At 45.0% G+C, this 16,514-nt stretch carries 14 protein-coding genes; all 14 read left to right on the top strand.

Annotated elements, in window-relative coordinates:
- Nucleotides 1–396: 396 nt before the first annotated feature.
- The 14 genes from AB4135_RS14800 to fliJ all read left to right on the top strand — a co-directional run bounded on the left by AB4135_RS14800 (nt 397) and on the right by fliJ (nt 16,445).
- Nucleotides 397–1,806, top strand: coding sequence for a flagellin (locus AB4135_RS14800; RefSeq protein WP_371994064.1), 1,410 nt, complete (start codon nt 397–399; stop codon nt 1,804–1,806).
- A 232-nt stretch (nt 1,807–2,038) separates the two neighbouring features.
- Nucleotides 2,039–2,491 (top strand): flagellar protein FlaG, encoded by a 453-nt coding sequence (locus tag AB4135_RS14805; protein ID WP_371994066.1) that lies wholly within the window; start codon nt 2,039–2,041, stop codon nt 2,489–2,491.
- 99 nt (nt 2,492–2,590) lie between these two features.
- The gene (fliD, locus tag AB4135_RS14810) at nt 2,591–3,952 is read left to right on the top strand and encodes a flagellar filament capping protein FliD (protein WP_371994068.1); all 1,362 of its coding nucleotides are present in this window, start codon (nt 2,591–2,593) and stop codon (nt 3,950–3,952) included.
- A gap of 198 nt (nt 3,953–4,150) precedes the next feature.
- Nucleotides 4,151–4,504, top strand: coding sequence for a flagella biosynthesis chaperone for FliD, FliT (locus AB4135_RS14815; RefSeq protein WP_371994070.1), 354 nt, complete (start codon nt 4,151–4,153; stop codon nt 4,502–4,504).
- A 6-nt stretch (nt 4,505–4,510) separates the two neighbouring features.
- Entirely contained in the window at nt 4,511–4,912 is a 402-nt protein-coding gene (gene fliS, locus AB4135_RS14820) for a flagellar export chaperone FliS (RefSeq protein ID WP_371994071.1), read from the top strand.
- Nucleotides 4,913–5,199: 287 nt separating this feature from the next.
- The gene (locus tag AB4135_RS14825) at nt 5,200–6,633 is read left to right on the top strand and encodes a sigma-54-dependent Fis family transcriptional regulator (protein ID WP_020911679.1); all 1,434 of its coding nucleotides are present in this window, start codon (nt 5,200–5,202) and stop codon (nt 6,631–6,633) included.
- A 742-nt stretch (nt 6,634–7,375) separates the two neighbouring features.
- Nucleotides 7,376–8,455 carry a PAS domain-containing sensor histidine kinase gene (locus AB4135_RS14830; RefSeq protein WP_371994073.1) on the top strand — a complete coding sequence of 360 codons (1,080 nt, stop codon included), beginning with the start codon at nt 7,376–7,378 and terminating at the stop codon, nt 8,453–8,455.
- A gap of 3 nt (nt 8,456–8,458) precedes the next feature.
- Entirely contained in the window at nt 8,459–9,814 is a 1,356-nt protein-coding gene (locus tag AB4135_RS14835; RefSeq protein ID WP_371994075.1) for a sigma-54-dependent transcriptional regulator, read from the top strand.
- Between the two features lie 795 nt (nt 9,815–10,609).
- Nucleotides 10,610–10,942: a flagellar hook-basal body complex protein FliE gene (fliE, locus tag AB4135_RS14840; protein ID WP_220737923.1), complete on the top strand. Its 333-nt coding sequence runs from the start codon at nt 10,610–10,612 to the stop codon at nt 10,940–10,942.
- 34 nt (nt 10,943–10,976) lie between these two features.
- On the top strand, nt 10,977–12,674 hold the full coding sequence (gene fliF / locus AB4135_RS14845) for a flagellar basal-body MS-ring/collar protein FliF (RefSeq protein ID WP_371994116.1): 1,698 nt from the start codon (nt 10,977–10,979) through the stop codon (nt 12,672–12,674).
- Nucleotides 12,664–13,719, top strand: coding sequence for a flagellar motor switch protein FliG (gene fliG, locus AB4135_RS14850; RefSeq protein WP_371994077.1), 1,056 nt, complete (start codon nt 12,664–12,666; stop codon nt 13,717–13,719). Before fliF ends, fliG begins: the two co-directional genes overlap by 11 nt.
- Nucleotides 13,719–14,681, top strand: a complete 963-nt coding sequence (gene fliH / locus AB4135_RS14855; RefSeq protein WP_371994079.1) for a flagellar assembly protein FliH — start codon at nt 13,719–13,721, stop codon at nt 14,679–14,681. Before fliG ends, fliH begins: the two co-directional genes overlap by 1 nt.
- Nucleotides 14,650–15,990: a flagellar protein export ATPase FliI gene (gene fliI, locus AB4135_RS14860; protein WP_371994081.1), complete on the top strand. Its 1,341-nt coding sequence runs from the start codon at nt 14,650–14,652 to the stop codon at nt 15,988–15,990. Before fliH ends, fliI begins: the two co-directional genes overlap by 32 nt.
- 8 nt (nt 15,991–15,998) lie before the next feature.
- Nucleotides 15,999–16,445 (top strand): flagellar export protein FliJ, encoded by a 447-nt coding sequence (gene fliJ, locus AB4135_RS14865; protein ID WP_371994083.1) that lies wholly within the window; start codon nt 15,999–16,001, stop codon nt 16,443–16,445.
- Nucleotides 16,446–16,514 lie beyond the last annotated feature (69 nt).

Genomic DNA, 16,514 nt, shown 5'->3' on the forward strand with positions numbered 1-16,514 from the left:
ATTGTTAATGTTCTCGAACTGCCAGTGCCTCTCAACTGTTTCTATTCCCTATCGCTTCTAACTCTTTAATATATGAGTCATCGTTGTCAACCTTTGTCCCACTTTTCAAATACGGCTCAGGCCGACAGGCGCTTTTCTAGGTTTAACCTATTGAGTTTGTTTTGGTTGCTTTCGTATTTCGAGCATATCTAGTTAATAGGTGGCGTGGGTTAAGTTATTGATTTGTTGAGTTTTAAAATTTATTTTGCGAAATTGAAAAATAAATACTAAAGCTTAAAAAGATCGTGCCGTTAAATATACTGTAACCAACATGATTCGCCTGGCTTTAGAAAGACAGGCACTAATATAAGTACTGTTAATTAGTACAGTCTAAAGCAAGGTAAGAGGGAATTAATAATGGCTATTTCAGTAAACACTAACGTCACCTCGATGAAAGCGCAAAATAACCTAAACAGCGCTGGAAGCAATCAAAAAACCTCAATGGAGCGTTTAGCATCTGGTCTACGTATTAACAGTGCAAAAGACGATGCAGCGGGTCTACAAATTTCTAACCGTATGACTAGCCAAATCAACGGTATCGGTGTTGCAATGCGTAACGCTAACGATGGTATCTCAATTGCGCAAACAGCTGAAGGTGCAATGCAAGAGTCTACAAATATTCTTCAACGTATGCGTGACCTTTCTTTGCAATCAGCTAACGGTTCAAACTCTGCGGAAGATCGCGGCGCAATGCAAAAAGAGATTTCTTCTCTACAAACTGAATTGACCCGTATTGCTGACCAAACATCATTTGGTGGTCAGAAACTACTAGATGGTAGTTACGGTACTCAAAACTTCCAAGTGGGTTCAGAAGCGAATCAAACTATTTCTTTGTCACTTAGCGACGTTTCAGCTAATGCGATTGGTCAAGATCAGAAAACAGGCGCAGGCACTGTATTTGGCGCAGCTGCAGCGGCAGGCACTGCTTACGGTACAGGTACAGGTGCAAGCGATGTTGTTTTAAGTGGACCAGCTGGTACTTCAGTTGCAACTGATATTTCAGGTATGGACGCAAAAGCAGCAGCTCAAGCGTTAAATGACCTAGGAACTGGCGTGACGGTTTCGACTAAAGCTTCTGTTGAAATTGCAGGTATGACAGCAGCAGATACAGGTACGCTTGAAATTGGTACAGACTCTTACGATTTAAGTAAATTTAACGGTAGCATGGAAGAGCTTGCTACAGCGATTGGTAAAGATGGTCACTCAGCGAGCTTCGATTCAGGCACTGGTAAGTTAAGCATTACTGCTGACGATGTTGCGGGTGTTAAGGCCGTTGGTCCAGCTGGCGGTACTATGACTATGGCGACAGTAACTAATGGTGTTGCAGGTACTGCTGATACTGTAGATGCTGGTGGTGTAGTCGTTAACTCTGAGCTTGAGTTCTCATCAACAGATGCATTTACTGTTACTGGTACAACTGGTGCGATTACAGGAGCTGGTACAGCTTCTAGCCTATCAACAGTACGTGATATAGACATCGGTGACGAGCAAGGTGCGCAAGACGCTTTAGCGGTTATTGACTCTGCAATCGCTAGCATCGATAGCAACCGAGCTGACTTGGGTGCGGTACAAAACCGTATGAACTTCACCATCAACAACTTGAACAATGTACAAACTAACGTGTCTGATGCACGTAGCCGTATTCAAGATGTAGATTTTGCCAAAGAAACTGCTGAGTTAACTAAGCAGCAAATTCTATCGCAAACATCTTCTGCAATGCTTGCACAGGCTAACCAGCTTCCACAGGCTGCATTGTCACTGCTGTAAGCCTTAGGCTACAGAATAAGGTTTGGCCTTATGTTGATACAAGAGCTGATATTATTTAGCTAATTGATTAAAGGGAGAGCCGGTAGCGGTTCTCCCTTTGTTGTATTCATTTGATAGCGAACTTTGGGGAAGTCTTAATGAGATTGTAAACGCTCATTTCCTTAAGTTAGATCCCTTAGATTCATAATAGCGGCAAATTCTATTATTAATAATAAAAACAGGAGTGGTGAAAATGGAACTTAATGCAACCAACAGTTCTGTTATACCGGCAGCTATTGATACACCTAAAGCTCTGAGCCCTGATATCAATGCGAAAACAGATGCTAGCAATGTGTTAGCTAGCACCGAAACTGTTAATAAGTTGCCCGCAGCTAATACGGTAAATGTGCAAAAGCAATCAGTTGAAGAGCAAGGTCAAGAAGAGTTAGCGGAGGAACAGCTGACAGAATCCCCTGAGGAGATGGAAGAGGTTACAGCAAAGCTTTCTGATATGATGGCGATGTTGCGCAAGGGGCTGACATTCAAAGTTGATGATTCATTAGGGACCCAGGTAGTGAGTGTGCTAGATATAGACACTGGCGAACTCATTAGACAGATCCCTAACGAAGAAGCGTTAGAGTTGGCCATTAAATTGCATGAGAAAATGGCTGAAATGGATGGTCTATTGATGTCTACAGAAGTATAGTTAGTCAGTAACGTAAACTCGGTGTATATAGGTTTACCATATTAAATTTTTAAGCATTTAAGCATTTAAGCATTTAAGCATTTAAGCATTGAGGTTGTCATGGGGTTAACATCAGTCGGTATCGGTTCAGGAATGGACATCAACGGCATTGTATCTGCACTTGTTGGGGCTGAAAGAGCACCTAAAGTTGCAAAGTTTGATGCTGACGAGGGAAAGCTAAATGCCCAGATCTCAGGAATTGGTGCTTTGAAAAGTGCAATGACAGAATTTCAAGATAGTCTTGAAAAACTTACCGATCCAGATACTTTTATTGCTCGTAAAGTTAAAATTTCAAATAGTGACTACTTCAGTGCTACAGCAGGTGCCAATGCTGTAGCTGGCAGTTATAAAGTAGAAGTTGAGCAGCTTGCAGAGAGTCAAAAACTTGGCTCTATCCCCGTTGCAGATGCAACCGCTGCTATAGGTGAGGGTTCCGTGACTGTAGCTATTGATGGTAGCGATTTTACCGTTGATGTAGCCGCGGGCGACAGCCTTGAAACTGTTATGCAAAAAATCAACGATGCAGAAGATAATGTTGGTGTGACCGCAACCATTATTAATGGCGATAGTGGCCCACAGTTGGTAATGAGTTCAAATTCTACCGGCACATCAAACGAGATCACGGTTTCGGCTACAGATACCGACGGCGGTACAGGATTGGTTGATACTTTTGCAATGACTGAACTCAGTGCTGCAAAGGATGCGATCTTATATGTTGATGGACTAAAAGTGACATCTGGCAGTAATACTGTCGAGGATGTTATTAGTGGTGTAAGTCTGACACTGAAAGATAGCGATATTTCTAAAAGTTCAACACTCACTGTGTCAGCCGATACTGGAACGGTTAAAAGTAGTGTTGAGAGTTTTGTCGAATCATACAATGCGTTAATGGAAACTGTATCGAACCTTTCTGGGTATGATGCCGAAACTAAGACTGCCGGAATTTTGCAGGGCGACTCTATGATCCGCAGTATTCAGAGTCAGCTGCGCGGCGTTTTGTCTAGCAGTTACGATTCTGAAGACGGTGCAACTATGCTGGCCAATATAGGTGTAAAAACCACTCAGACGGGAACTTTAGAAATCGACGATAGCATTCTCAAAGATGCACTTGAGAATGATATGACGCAAATCAAAGATATGTTTAGCGCTGAGGATACAGGTCTTGCTGCAAGACTTGATGGTTTAGTGGAAACATATGTCCAAACAGGCGGAACAATAGATAGCAGAGATGAGACCTTAGATAACCAAATTACCCGTATTACCGAAAGCCGTGAACAACTCGACCGTAAAATGGCATCTTACGAGGCTAGATTACTAAAACAGTTTAATGCTATGGATCTAATTGTAGCTAATTTAAGTGCACAATCTGCTGATTTATCAAGCCGGTTAGCTTCACTTCCTGGTGTAGTACCGCAAAAGTAGCAGTGAGTTAACAGTTATCAGATGATTTAGTTGTTGCCGTTTATGCAAGCCAATAATATGTCTTAACAGAAGTGGCAAAGGCGACGTTGCCGGTTGCTTATTGGATGAAGGTGGTTCGCCACACTCAAGAATGTGCCAAGTTTAAAACTACCATTAAAGCCAGTCGTCATGACGAGAAATGATTGAAGTGAACATCCTATGAATACACCTCTTATCCCCACAGCTGATATTGTTGAGCAACTAGCGACAGTTGATTGTGCAATGACAGAACTGCTCGATAATCTCGAAAAAATTCAATTTGAAAATGACGAAAGCGACACTCTGGTATCTAAATTGCAGGATATGATTAGTGCGCGTCAAATTTTGATTGGTCAGCTAGTGACCGATAGTCAATTTGAAGATCGGATCTACCTGCAAGCACAGGCAGATAAGACGACAGAATTTGAACATCGAGCCAAAAAAGTATTAGCTGATCGCGAAGCCTTGTTACGTGGAATGCGTAAAGGTAAACGGCAAACTAATTTATATAAAACAATAGATTCAAATAGGTAGGTTTTTATGAGAGGTTCGCTTCAATCATATCGTAAGGTTTCTCTTGATAGCAGTATTGCAGTCGCTTCACCGCATAAAGTGATTCAAATGATGTTCTCTGGCGCGCTAGAGCGTTTAGCGCAAGGACGTTATGCCATTGAGCAGAATAACCTAGAGCTTAAAGGTGTGAGTTTAGGCAAAGCTGTAAGCATTGTGGCTGGACTCAATAGCAGCCTGAATATGGAGGCAGAAGGGGACGTTGCCAGTAATTTGAGTTCGCTTTATGACTTTATGCTGCAAAAAATCTCTGATGCAAATATTAATAATGATGTACAAGCAATTGATGACGCAACAGATATTTTACGTGTCATTAAGGAAGCTTGGGATGCTATTCCGACTGAGCTTCATGAGCTATCTTCTGAAAACTAATCAGAATGATTCTATTTATAGAGGCTAGAAAGGAGTGTAAGCGCACTCCTTTTTGGCACCTGTCAAAAACTTGTCATTATAAAATTGGCGGTTGATGAGTTTTTGAGCAAAAACGTTTCGGTTTCTCATAATATTCATCAGAGGCTTGCTAATGGCGAGCCGATAATACACTATTCAATCTGGTAGTGAATTTGATAAGATTTCTTTGAGAGAAGCTACTGGCTTGAAATAAGCAACCAACACTAATAATTAATGCGCTGATACATATAAGCCTAACGGCCTTCGGAATGATGCAAACAGATCAACGAATTCTACTTGTCGGTAACCAGTCAGAGCGAATTAATCGCTTGTCTTGTGTATTTGAATTTTTAGGTGAGCAAGTCGAGTTGATCGGTTTCGATAAACTTGAGTTGCATACTAAGCAAACGCGCTTTCGTGCGATTGTTTTACCTGCTGAAAATCAATCTAAAGAACTTATCCAGTCTTTGGCTGGAGCGCTTCCATGGCAGCCATTTTTGCTGTTAGGAGAAGTTGCAGACGTTAAAGCGTCTAATATTCTTGGCTGTATCGAAGAACCACTAAATTATCCGCAGCTCACTGAACTTCTTCACTTCTGCCAGGTTTATGGCCAAGTGAAGCGAGCAGATGTGCCAACGAGTGCCAATCAAACTAAATTGTTTCGTAGCCTTGTCGGCCGCAGTGAGGGGGTTGCTAACGTGCGCCATCTCATTAGCCAAGTTGCCAGCTCTGATGCCACAGTTTTAGTACTGGGCCAGTCAGGTACGGGTAAAGAGGTTGTTGCCCGTAATATCCACTATATTTCAGAACGTCGTGACGGCCCTTTTATTCCTGTTAACTGTGGCGCTATTCCGCCAGAGTTACTTGAAAGTGAACTATTTGGCCATGAGAAGGGGTCTTTTACTGGTGCGATTAGTGCACGTAAAGGTCGTTTCGAACTCGCTGAAAAAGGCACGCTGTTTCTTGATGAAATAGGTGACATGCCACTGCAAATGCAGGTCAAGCTGTTGCGCGTATTACAAGAGCGCATGTTTGAACGTGTAGGTGGCAGTAAGTCTATTGCTGCAGACGTGCGTGTGGTAGCGGCAACCCATCGTAACCTTGAAAGCATGATTGAAGAGGGCGATTTTAGAGAAGATCTCTACTACCGCTTGAATGTATTCCCAATTGAAATGCCTGCTTTGTGTGAACGCAAAGAGGATATTCCATTGTTGTTGCAAGAGCTCGTTAGCCGTGTCTATAACGAAGGGCGTGGGCGAGTTCGCTTTACTCAAAGAGCGATTGAGTCGCTAAAAGAGCACGCTTGGTCGGGTAATGTTCGTGAGCTTTCTAATCTCGTTGAACGCTTAACCATTCTGTACCCAGGTGGATTGGTAGACGTTAATGATTTACCGATTAAGTATCGCCATATTGATGTGCCTGAATATTGCGTTGAGATCAGTGAAGAGCAATTAGAGCGTGACGCTCTGGCTTCTATCTTTAACGATGAAGAGCCAATTGATATCCCAGAGTCTCGCTTTCCAAGTGAACTGCCGCCTGAAGGGGTTAACTTGAAAGATCTGCTGGCAGAACTTGAAATTGACATGATTAGGCAAGCATTGGATCAGCAAGATAATGTTGTTGCCCGTGCTGCTGAAATGCTCGGTATTCGCCGTACTACGTTAGTAGAGAAAATGCGTAAATATGGCTTAGGTAAAGACTAGCCTTCCACTCATACTTTCTGTAGAAAAAATGCGACGCTTTTGGTGTCGCATTTTTTTGCGCTCATTTTGTGTAGTTCTTAAGGAACGTAGGTATTAAGCGCTAGGTACTAGCAAAGACGGTAAAGTCTTAGACGCACGGCTACAGCCATACGGAACGCTTCGCTTAACGTAAAAACGAGAAAAGAGCAATCTGACGGCATAAATGCCGACCTACAAAAGATAGCAGCGTCATAATCGTTATGGCCTGTAGGTTGGGCTTCAGCCCATCAAACAACGTAATCAATCACACAATCTGACGGCATAAATGCCGACCTACAAAAGGTTGCAGCGTCATGCCCATTATGGTCTGTAGGTTGGGCTTTAGCCCATCAATGATTATAATCGACCAGCAATCTGACGGCATAAATGCCGACCTACAAAAGATTGCTGCGTCATAACCGTTATGGCCTGTAGGTTGGGCTTTAGCCCATCAAACAACGTAATCAATCATACAATCTGACGGCATATATGCGGACCTACAAAAGGTTGCAGCGTCATGCCCATTATGGCCTGTAGGTTGGGCTTTAGCCCATCAAACAACGTAATCAATCATACAATCTGACGGCATAAATGCCGACCTACAAAACAAGCACCTAACCTGACGGCATATATGCCGACTGAATAAGCCATCTAGCCTCTGCTTTTTAAAGTGGCATGAAACCTGCTTTAACTCCGTCATATACAGTTTTTTGACGGAGTCTTTATGTCCGCAGTTCCCCAGCCAAGTTTTGATCCGCTTGCCAGCACTCGTCCCAAATTGGTCGATGTTCAGCAAGCCGCGAATATGTCCAACCGTATGGAGCATATTCTGCAGGCGATGCCATCAGGCGTGGTGATCATCAATGGTGACGGAATAGTGACAGATGCGAATCCGGTTGCCATCGAACTGCTTGGCGGACCCTTAGAGGGACTACGCTGGTTTAAAGTGATCAATCAAGCCTTCTCTCCTAAAGATGATGATGGCCATGAAGTGTCACTGCGTAATGGCCGACGAGTGAAGCTCGCGATAACGCCATTAACACCTGAACCTGGCCAACTGATTGTATTAACCGATCTGACCGAGACTCGTTTACTACAAAAGAATTTGTCTCATCTGCAACGATTATCAGCATTAGGAAAAATGGTGGCAACGCTTGCACATCAAGTTCGTACGCCTCTGAGTGCAGCATTATTGTATGCATCAAACCTTGCAAGCCCCAAAATTTCGGATAGCGCCAGACAGCGTTTTCAAGGAAAGTTGGTTGATAGGCTTAATGAGCTCGAACATCAAGTTAATGACATGCTATTGATGGCGAAAGGCCGTCAACAGGAGTTAGACGTCATCGTCAGTATCGAAGAGGTTATAGACAGTGTGTTGAATAACTGTCTGCCAATCGCTGCTCAAAAAGGTTGTCAGCTCGAATTTATTAACCATGCCACTCAGCCTATACGTGCTAATGATTCAGCTTTGAGTTCGGCCATTAATAATTTAGTGGTCAACAGTATCGAGGCGGGCGCAACAACCATTACTATAAAGACCTACGACACCGAAACTGCGTTACATGTTGATGTGATTGATAACGGCAAGGGATTAGATAGCGACATGCAGCAACAAGTGCTTGAACCTTTCTTTACCACTAAAGCGCAGGGAACAGGGCTCGGATTAGCGGTTGTGCAGTCAGTGGTAAATAACCATGGCGGCATGATGCAGTTTAGCTGCCATGTTGGTAAAGGCTGCACCGCTGCGCTTAAATTCCCATTGGCGAAAGCACAAGTTATCACTGATACAGTGGTTGGAGCGTAGAGCATGTCTGAAGGAAGATTACTGTTAGTTGAAGATGATGCTTCATTAAGAGAAGCATTGTTAGATACCTTAATGTTGGCGCAATATGATTGCGTTGATGTCGAGTCGGCTGAAGCGGGTATTTTAGCGCTTAAAAATGACAGCTTTGACATGGTGATAAGCGATGTGCAAATGGAGGGGATTGGCGGCCTTGGGTTACTCAATTACCTGCAGCAGTACCATCCCAAAGTACCTATGCTATTGATGACGGCCTACGCGACCATAGATAACGCAGTCAATGCCATGAAATTGGGCGCAGTCGATTATTTAGCTAAACCATTCTCACCAGAAGTGCTGCTTAATCAAGTATCGCGTTATCTACCTGCAAAATCGATAGAAGGCAGTCCTGTTGTGGCTGATGAAAAGAGCCTTGCACTGTTATCTTTAGCGCAGCGAGTTGCAGTATCTGATGCGTCGGTGATGATCATGGGCCCAAGTGGTAGTGGTAAAGAGGTATTAGCTCGCTATATACATCAACACAGTCAGCGTGCGACAGAGCCATTTGTCGCAATTAACTGTGCGGCAATTCCAGAAAATATGCTGGAAGCGACTTTGTTTGGCTACGAGAAAGGGGCGTTTACCGGCGCATATCAAGCTTGCCCCGGAAAGTTTGAGCAGGCACAAGGCGGTACGTTACTGCTGGATGAAATTTCTGAGATGGAAGTGGGTCTGCAAGCTAAGTTACTGCGAGTACTGCAAGAGCGTGAAGTTGAGCGTTTAGGCGGACGCAAAACCATTAAATTGAATGTGCGGGTACTAGCAACCTCTAACCGAGATCTAAAAGCGATGGCTGAGGCTGGCGAATTCAGAGAAGACCTTTACTATCGAATTAATGTTTTCCCGTTAACATGGCCTGCGCTGAATCAGCGTCCAGCTGATATTTTACCTTTGGCAAGACACTTAATTAGTCGCCATGCAACGGCGATGAACAGAACTGAAGTCCCTGAGTTGGCAGAATGTGCCTCCCGGCGACTATTGACACACCGCTGGCCTGGTAACGTTCGAGAACTTGATAATGTGGTACAGCGAGCACTTATATTGAGTGTCGGGACTGAAATAACCATTGCTGACATTATTATCGATTCTTGCGATATCTCATTAACTGCGGAGGTTAACTCGGAAGAAGAGGAGACTAAGAGCAATGAGCTTGACGGCTTAGGGAATGAACTTAAAGCGCAGGAACATGTGATCATTTTAGAGACACTAAGCCAGTGCAACGGCAGTCGTAAAGACGTGGCCGAAAAGTTGGGGATCAGTGCCCGCACATTACGCTATAAAATGGCTAAAATGCGTGACTCTGGGATTGAAATACCAGCTTAATTACTGAACAAGGTCGCTACGCTTCGAGAGTGGCCTTCGGTCTTGTAGATACTAGGTCGCTACGCTTCGAGAGTGGCCTTCGGTCTGGTAGATACTAGGGCACTACGCTTCTAGGAGCAAAGCTAGGAGTATGCATTTGTGCATGGGTTATCATGCAGAACCTAGAACGGCTAATACTCGAGCCTAGAGTCTAGAACCGCTAACACTCGGGCATAGAATCTTCTTTTTAAGTAGGTCGGCATTTATGCCGTCGCTTTGCTCTTTTTTAGTTTTTACCGGAAGCGAAGCGCTCCGTAGTGACGTAGCCGCGTACTTTAAGCTGATACGTCTAAGATTGTCTCGTCTTGCTAGTCCCTAGCACCTAAAACCACTAATACTCGAACCTAGAATCTTCTTTTTAAGTAGGTCGGCATTTATGCCGTCGTTTTTCTCTTTTTTAGTTTTTACCGGAAGCGAAGCGCTCCGTAGTGACGTAGCCGCGTACTTTAAGCTGATACGTCTAAGATTGTCTCGTCTTGCTAGTCCCTAGCACCTAAAACCACTAATACTCGAACCTAGAACCTTCTTTTTAAGTAGGTCGGTATTTATGCCGTCGCTTTTCTCATTATTAGTTTTTACCGAAAGCGAAGCGTTCCGTAGTGACGTAGCCGCGTACTTTAAGCTGATACGTCTAAGATTGCTTCATCTTGCTAGCCCCTAGAACCTGCTTTTCCTGCTTTCAACATTCTGGCACGATTTCTGCTTTATCTAGTTCAATTAAGATTTTCGTCAAGAAAACGACATTGGGAGATAGTTATGCAAATCGGCGCTAATTCTTTACTGCAAGAGATGCAGTCACTTAACGGTCAAATCGGTACTCAAGGCACTCAAACAAGTGTTGCCCGCCAAGTGAACAACACTTCAGGCGCTGATTTTGGTCAACTTCTCTCTCAAGCTGTTGGAAATGTGAGCGAACTTCAGTCAAATGCATCTAATTTAGCCACTCGCCTTGATATGGGCGATACCACAGTGACATTATCTGATACGGTTATCGCGCGTGAAAAATCGAGCGTTGCTTTTGAAGCAACCGTGCAAGTAAGAAATAAGCTCGTAGAAGCTTATAAAGACATTATGAGTATGCCTGTTTAGGCCCTAACAGCAGGTAGCAATTGTGAGTACAGAAATGGTCGTAGGAACAGGTTCAAATATCGCTGCTGCAGGGCAGTCTAGTGGCGTTCAAGAGGAACATAAGCCAGGTGTGATGGGATCGATTGGCAATATCGACATGTTACGCCAAGTGACCATGATATTAGCCTTGGCTATCTGTTTAGCATTAGCTGTTTTTGTGATGATTTGGGCACAAGAGCCTGAATACCGTCCTTTAGGACAAATGAGTACGCAAGAGATGGTTCAAGTACTCGATGAACTCGATAAAAATAAAATTAAATACCAGATCCAAGGCGATGTGGTAAAAGTCCCTGAAGATAAATATCAAGATGTAAAAATGATGCTAAGCCGCGCCGGTTTAGATCAAGCTGCTGCCAATGATGACTATTTAAGTAAAGACAGTGGTTTTGGTGTTAGCCAGCGTATGGAGCAAGCTCGCCTTAAACACAGTCAGGAGCAGAACCTTGCTCGTGCTATTGAAGAGCTTAAAAGTGTTAGCCGCGCCAAAGTCATCTTAGCCTTGCCAAAAGAAAATGTGTTTGCTCGAAATCGCTCTAAACCAAGCGCTACAGTAGTTGTTAACACTCGCCGTGGTGGTCTTGGCCAAGAAGAGGTCGATTCGATAGTCGATATCGTCGCATCTGCGGTTCACAATCTAGAGCCGAATAAAGTCACCGTCACTGATTCAAATGGTCGTCTATTAAATTCAGGCAGCCAAGATGGCGTGTCAGCGATTGCTCGTCGTGAGCTGGAAATTGTTCAACAGAAAGAATCAGAATACCGTAACAAGGTAGAGTCAATTTTGATGCCGATTCTAGGCCCTGAAAACTTTACCTCGCAAGTCGACGTTAGCATGGACTTTACTGCAGTAGAGCAAACCGCTAAGCGTTACAATCCAGACTTACCGGCACTGCGCAGTGAGATGGTTGTTGAAAATAATTCGAATGGTGGGACCACTGGCGGGATCCCGGGGGCATTGTCTAATCAGCCACCGATGAACTCTGATATCCCTGAAGAAGTAGGTACAGAAACAACGTCTGTTAGCAGTGGTAGCAGCCATAAAGAAGCCACGCGCAACTTTGAACTTGATACCACTATCAGTCACACTCGTCAGCAAGTAGGCACATTAAGACGTGTCAGCGTATCGGTCGCTGTTGATTTCAAAAATGCGCCTGCGGCCGAAGATGGCAGCGTAACGCGCGTCCCTCGCACCGAGCAAGAGCTGGCAAACATTCGCCGTTTACTCGAAGGTGCCGTTGGTTTTAACACTCAACGCGGTGACATGATTGAAGTTGTCACAGTGCCGTTTATGGATCAGTTAATAGAAGATGCGCCAGCACCAGAAATGTGGGAACAACCTTGGTTTTGGCGTGCGGTAAAATTAGGCTTAGGTACCTTAGTTGCATTAGCGATAGTGATGTTTATCATCAGTCCAATGCTTAAGCGTATTGTTTACCCAGATAGCGCTAAACTGCCAGAAGAGCCGAAAATGGGCGATGAACTGGCTGAGATTGAAGACCAATATGCTGCTGATACCTTAGGTATGTTAGAGCGCCCTGAAGCCGAATACAGTTATGCCGATGACGGCTCGATTTTAATTCCTGACTTGCATAAAGATGATGACATGATTAAAGCCATCCGCGCGATTGTCGCGAATGAACCTGAACTATCGACTCAAGTCGTGAAAAATTGGTTAATTGAAGATGACAAATAATACTCCCATAGAGGGGCAAGCAGTAACACCTGTACCTGGGTTTAAGCCAGAAGATTTAAACGGTATCGAGAAAACAGCCATATTGTTGCTGAGCTTGAGCGAGAGTGATGCCGCTTCTATATTGAAACACCTGGAGCCAAAACAGGTGCAGAAGGTCGGTATGGCAATGGCTGCAATGCAGGACTTTGGCCAAGAAAAGGTCATCGGGGTGCATAAGCTATTTTTGGACGATATTCAAAAATACTCCTCTATCGGTTTTAATAGCGAAGAGTTCGTTCGTAAGGCTTTGACTGCTGCGTTAGGCGAAGATAAAGCGGGTAACCTGATTGAACAGATCATCATGGGCAGTGGAGCGAAAGGCCTCGACTCCCTTAAGTGGATGGATGCCCGTCAAGTTGCCACTATCATTCAAAATGAACATCCGCAGATCCAGACTATTGTTTTATCCTATTTAGAACCCGATCAAGCCGCAGAAATTTTCGCTCAGTTCCCAGAAAATACTCGCTTAGATCTGATGATGCGAATTGCTAATCTTGAAGAGGTGCAGCCAGCAGCACTGCAAGAGCTCAACGATATCATGGAGAAACAGTTTGCTGGTCAAGGCGGCGCACAAGCGGCGAAGATGGGCGGCCTCAAAGCGGCGGCAAATATCATGAACTACCTCGATACTGGCGTTGAAAGTCATCTAATGGAAACGATGCGAGAGTCTGATGAAGAGATGGCGCAGCAGATCCAAGACCTTATGTTTGTGTTTGAGAACTTAAGTGATGTTGACGACATGGGTATTCAAGTGCTGCTTCGAGAAGTGCAGCAAGATGTACTAATGAAGGCGCTAAAAGGCACTGATGATCAACTCAAAGAGAAGCTCCTTGGTAATATGTCTAAACGGGCGGCTGAATTGCTGCGTGATGATTTAGAAGCGATGGGACCCATTAGGATCAGCGAAGTTGAAGTGGCGCAAAAAGAGATCTTATCGATAGCACGCCGATTGAGTGAAAGTGGCGAGTTGATGCTCGGTGGTGGTGGCGGTGAAGAGTTCTTATAATGGCTGACCCAAAAGAGCCCAAAGGGGCAACGGTTAATACCACTGATGAGTTTGGTCACTGGGATCTGCCCGATATTAGCCAAGCGGTAGATGCTTCATCGCTGAACATGTTTGGTCGACATGGCTCAAGCATCGACATTGATGATGAAGGCGAAGCTGAAACGATTTTACCGCCCACATTGACCGAAATCGAAGATATTCGTGCCGATGCAGAGCGCGAAGGCTTTGTTCAAGGACAAGAGGCAGGACATGCTGAGGGGCTTGAAAAAGGTCGTTTAGCAGGGCTAGAGCAAGGCCATAGCGAAGGATTTGAGCAAGGAAAAGAACAGGGGCATGAAGCAGGGCTACAAGCCGCCGCCGAGATGTTACAACGCTTTGAAGCATTACTTGAGCAATTTGAGCAACCGCTGAGCATTCTCGATACCGAAATTGAGAAAGAATTACTCTCCACCTCTATGAGTCTCGCTAAAGCCGTTATCGGTCACGAGCTTAAAACACACCCTGAACATATATTAAGTGCACTGCGCCAAGGTGTAGACTCGCTGCCGATTAAACAGCAACAAGTGAATATCAGAGTGACGCCTGATGACGAAGCATTGATTAGCGGGCTCTATAGTGCAGCGCAATTAGAAAAAAACCGCTGGGATATCGAAGCCGATCCAAGCTTATCCGCTGGCGACTGTATTATTAGCAGCGGCCGCAGTCATATCGATATGACAGTCGATACTCGCATTCAACATGTCTTTTTTGAGTTAGAAAAAACTCAGCAAGATCTATTGCAGCAAAAAGAGCAGCAAGAGGAAACGCTACTTAATCACAGAGCGAGTAAGCAAGTTGCTGTTGAGAGTGCAGAGTCTAATTCGGCTCCAGCAATGGAGACACAACAACAGCAGCAAACTCAAGAACCCGTCCCAGTCGCCGAAGGTGAACATGCCAACACGCCAACACCGACTGCGCAGTAAACTCGCGCAGCACCACAATAAGATTAACCCTTTTGTGGCCGAAGCCAGTGGACAGCTAGTTCGTGTGGTAGGTTTAACGCTAGAAGCCACCGGCTGCCGCGCTTCAGTTGGCAGTCTTTGCTCTATCGAAACCATGTCTGGTGAGCTTGTCGCCGAGGTGATAGGCTTTGATGATGAGCTGCTTTACTTAATGCCAATTGAAGAGCTTAGTGGCGTGCTGCCAGGGGCAAAAGTTACCCCACTAGGACAACAGTCAGGTTTAAGTGTTGGACTGGCTTTATTAGGCCGAGTACTTGACGGCAGTGGCCTGCCGATTGATGGCTTAGGCAATCTGCAAACAGACCAAAAAGCACCGACTCACGCTCCTGCAATAAACCCCTTAGCACGACGCGCCATTAGTGAACCGCTCGATGTTGGTGTACGCGCCATTAACTCAATGTTGACCGTAGGCAAAGGTCAGCGAATGGGCTTGTTTGCCGGTTCAGGAGTCGGTAAAAGTGTGCTGTTAGGTATGATGACCCGCGGCACTACCGCTGACATTATTGTGGTGGGATTAGTGGGAGAGCGTGGCCGTGAAGTTAAAGAGTTTATTGAAGAGATTTTAGGCCCCGAAGGCCGCGCCCGCTCGGTCGTTGTTGCAGCGCCTGCTGATACCTCACCATTAATGCGACTGCGCGCCTGTGAAACATCGACGCGAATCGCAGAGTATTTTCGCGACATGGGTTACAGCGTGCTGCTACTGATGGATAGCTTAACCCGCTACGCTCAGGCGCAGCGCGAAATAGCGCTGGCAGTCGGTGAACCACCTGCAACTAAAGGCTATCCGCCATCAGTATTTGCCAAATTACCTAAGCTGGTGGAAAGGGCGGGTAATGGCGGTGGTAAACAGGGCTCGATAACTGCTTTTTACACGGTTCTGACAGAAGGGGATGATCTACAAGATCCCATCGCTGATGCATCGCGTGCAATCCTTGACGGCCATATCGTTCTTTCCCGTTCGCTGGCCGATTCAGGTCACTACCCGGCGATTGATATCGAAGCATCCATTAGTCGTGTCGCGCCGATGGTGATAACGACAGAACACTTAGAGGCGATGCGTCGAGTCAAGCAGGTATATTCGCTTTATCAACAGAACAAAGACCTTATCTCTATTGGTGCTTATACCCAAGGTAGCGATCCTCGAATTGACAATGCAATTCGCCTACAGCCCGCTATGAATGCGTTTTTACGCCAAACGATGAAAGATGCTATTACCTTTGACAGTAGTACGCTTATGTTGAGTCAGTTGGGCGCACAATGTCAGGTATAAACTAAGTCATGGCTAAAGTCGATCCGCTGTTTACCGTTCTTAAACTAAATCAAGAGGCAGAAGAACAAGCCTCACTGCAACTTCGTGCCGCTCAATTAGAGTTACAGCGCAGACAAAGCCAGCTAAAGGCGTTGCAAGACTATCGGTTAGATTACATGAAACAGATGGAGCAGCAGCAAGGTAAAAATATCAGCGCCAGTTACTATCATCAGTTTCATCAATTTGTACGTCAGGTCGACGATGCCATTGTGCAGCAAGTCAATTCCGTTCAAGAAGCAAACACCCAACAGCAACATCGCCAAGCTCACTGGCAAGAAAAACAGCAAAAGCGCAAAGCCGTAGAGCTTTTACTGGCGAATAAAGCCGAAAAAGCGCAGTTGGCTGAACAACGCAGAGAGCAGAAAATGGTTGATGAGTTTGCCTCACAGCAGTTTTACCGTAAGTCCCGTCGCTAGGTTTATCCCGATAGCTTTCAAACTGTTCAATATCCACGGCTTTGTTGGCATCATAATTGCTTTTAAGTA

Origin of the sequence: Shewanella sp. 10N.286.54.B9, assembly GCF_041468565.1 — a bacterium.
GTDB lineage: Bacteria > Pseudomonadota > Gammaproteobacteria > Enterobacterales > Shewanellaceae > Shewanella.

Bases quoted from the DNA above. Each gene is read 5' to 3' on its own strand.
- AB4135_RS14800 (WP_371994064.1), top strand. From the start codon at position 397: ATGGCTATTTCAGTAAACACTAACGTCACCTCGATGAAAGCGCAAAAT.
- AB4135_RS14805 (WP_371994066.1), top strand. From the start codon at position 2,039: ATGGAACTTAATGCAACCAACAGTTCTGTTATACCGGCAGCTATTGAT.
- fliD (WP_371994068.1), top strand. From the start codon at position 2,591: ATGGGGTTAACATCAGTCGGTATCGGTTCAGGAATGGACATCAACGGC.
- AB4135_RS14815 (WP_371994070.1), top strand. From the start codon at position 4,151: ATGAATACACCTCTTATCCCCACAGCTGATATTGTTGAGCAACTAGCG.
- fliS (WP_371994071.1), top strand. From the start codon at position 4,511: ATGAGAGGTTCGCTTCAATCATATCGTAAGGTTTCTCTTGATAGCAGT.
- AB4135_RS14825 (WP_020911679.1), top strand. From the start codon at position 5,200: ATGATGCAAACAGATCAACGAATTCTACTTGTCGGTAACCAGTCAGAG.
- AB4135_RS14830 (WP_371994073.1), top strand. From the start codon at position 7,376: ATGTCCGCAGTTCCCCAGCCAAGTTTTGATCCGCTTGCCAGCACTCGT.
- AB4135_RS14835 (WP_371994075.1), top strand. From the start codon at position 8,459: ATGTCTGAAGGAAGATTACTGTTAGTTGAAGATGATGCTTCATTAAGA.
- fliE (WP_220737923.1), top strand. From the start codon at position 10,610: ATGCAAATCGGCGCTAATTCTTTACTGCAAGAGATGCAGTCACTTAAC.
- fliF (WP_371994116.1), top strand. From the start codon at position 10,977: ATGGTCGTAGGAACAGGTTCAAATATCGCTGCTGCAGGGCAGTCTAGT.
- fliG (WP_371994077.1), top strand. From the start codon at position 12,664: ATGACAAATAATACTCCCATAGAGGGGCAAGCAGTAACACCTGTACCT.
- fliH (WP_371994079.1), top strand. From the start codon at position 13,719: ATGGCTGACCCAAAAGAGCCCAAAGGGGCAACGGTTAATACCACTGAT.
- fliI (WP_371994081.1), top strand. From the start codon at position 14,650: ATGCCAACACGCCAACACCGACTGCGCAGTAAACTCGCGCAGCACCAC.
- fliJ (WP_371994083.1), top strand. From the start codon at position 15,999: ATGGCTAAAGTCGATCCGCTGTTTACCGTTCTTAAACTAAATCAAGAG.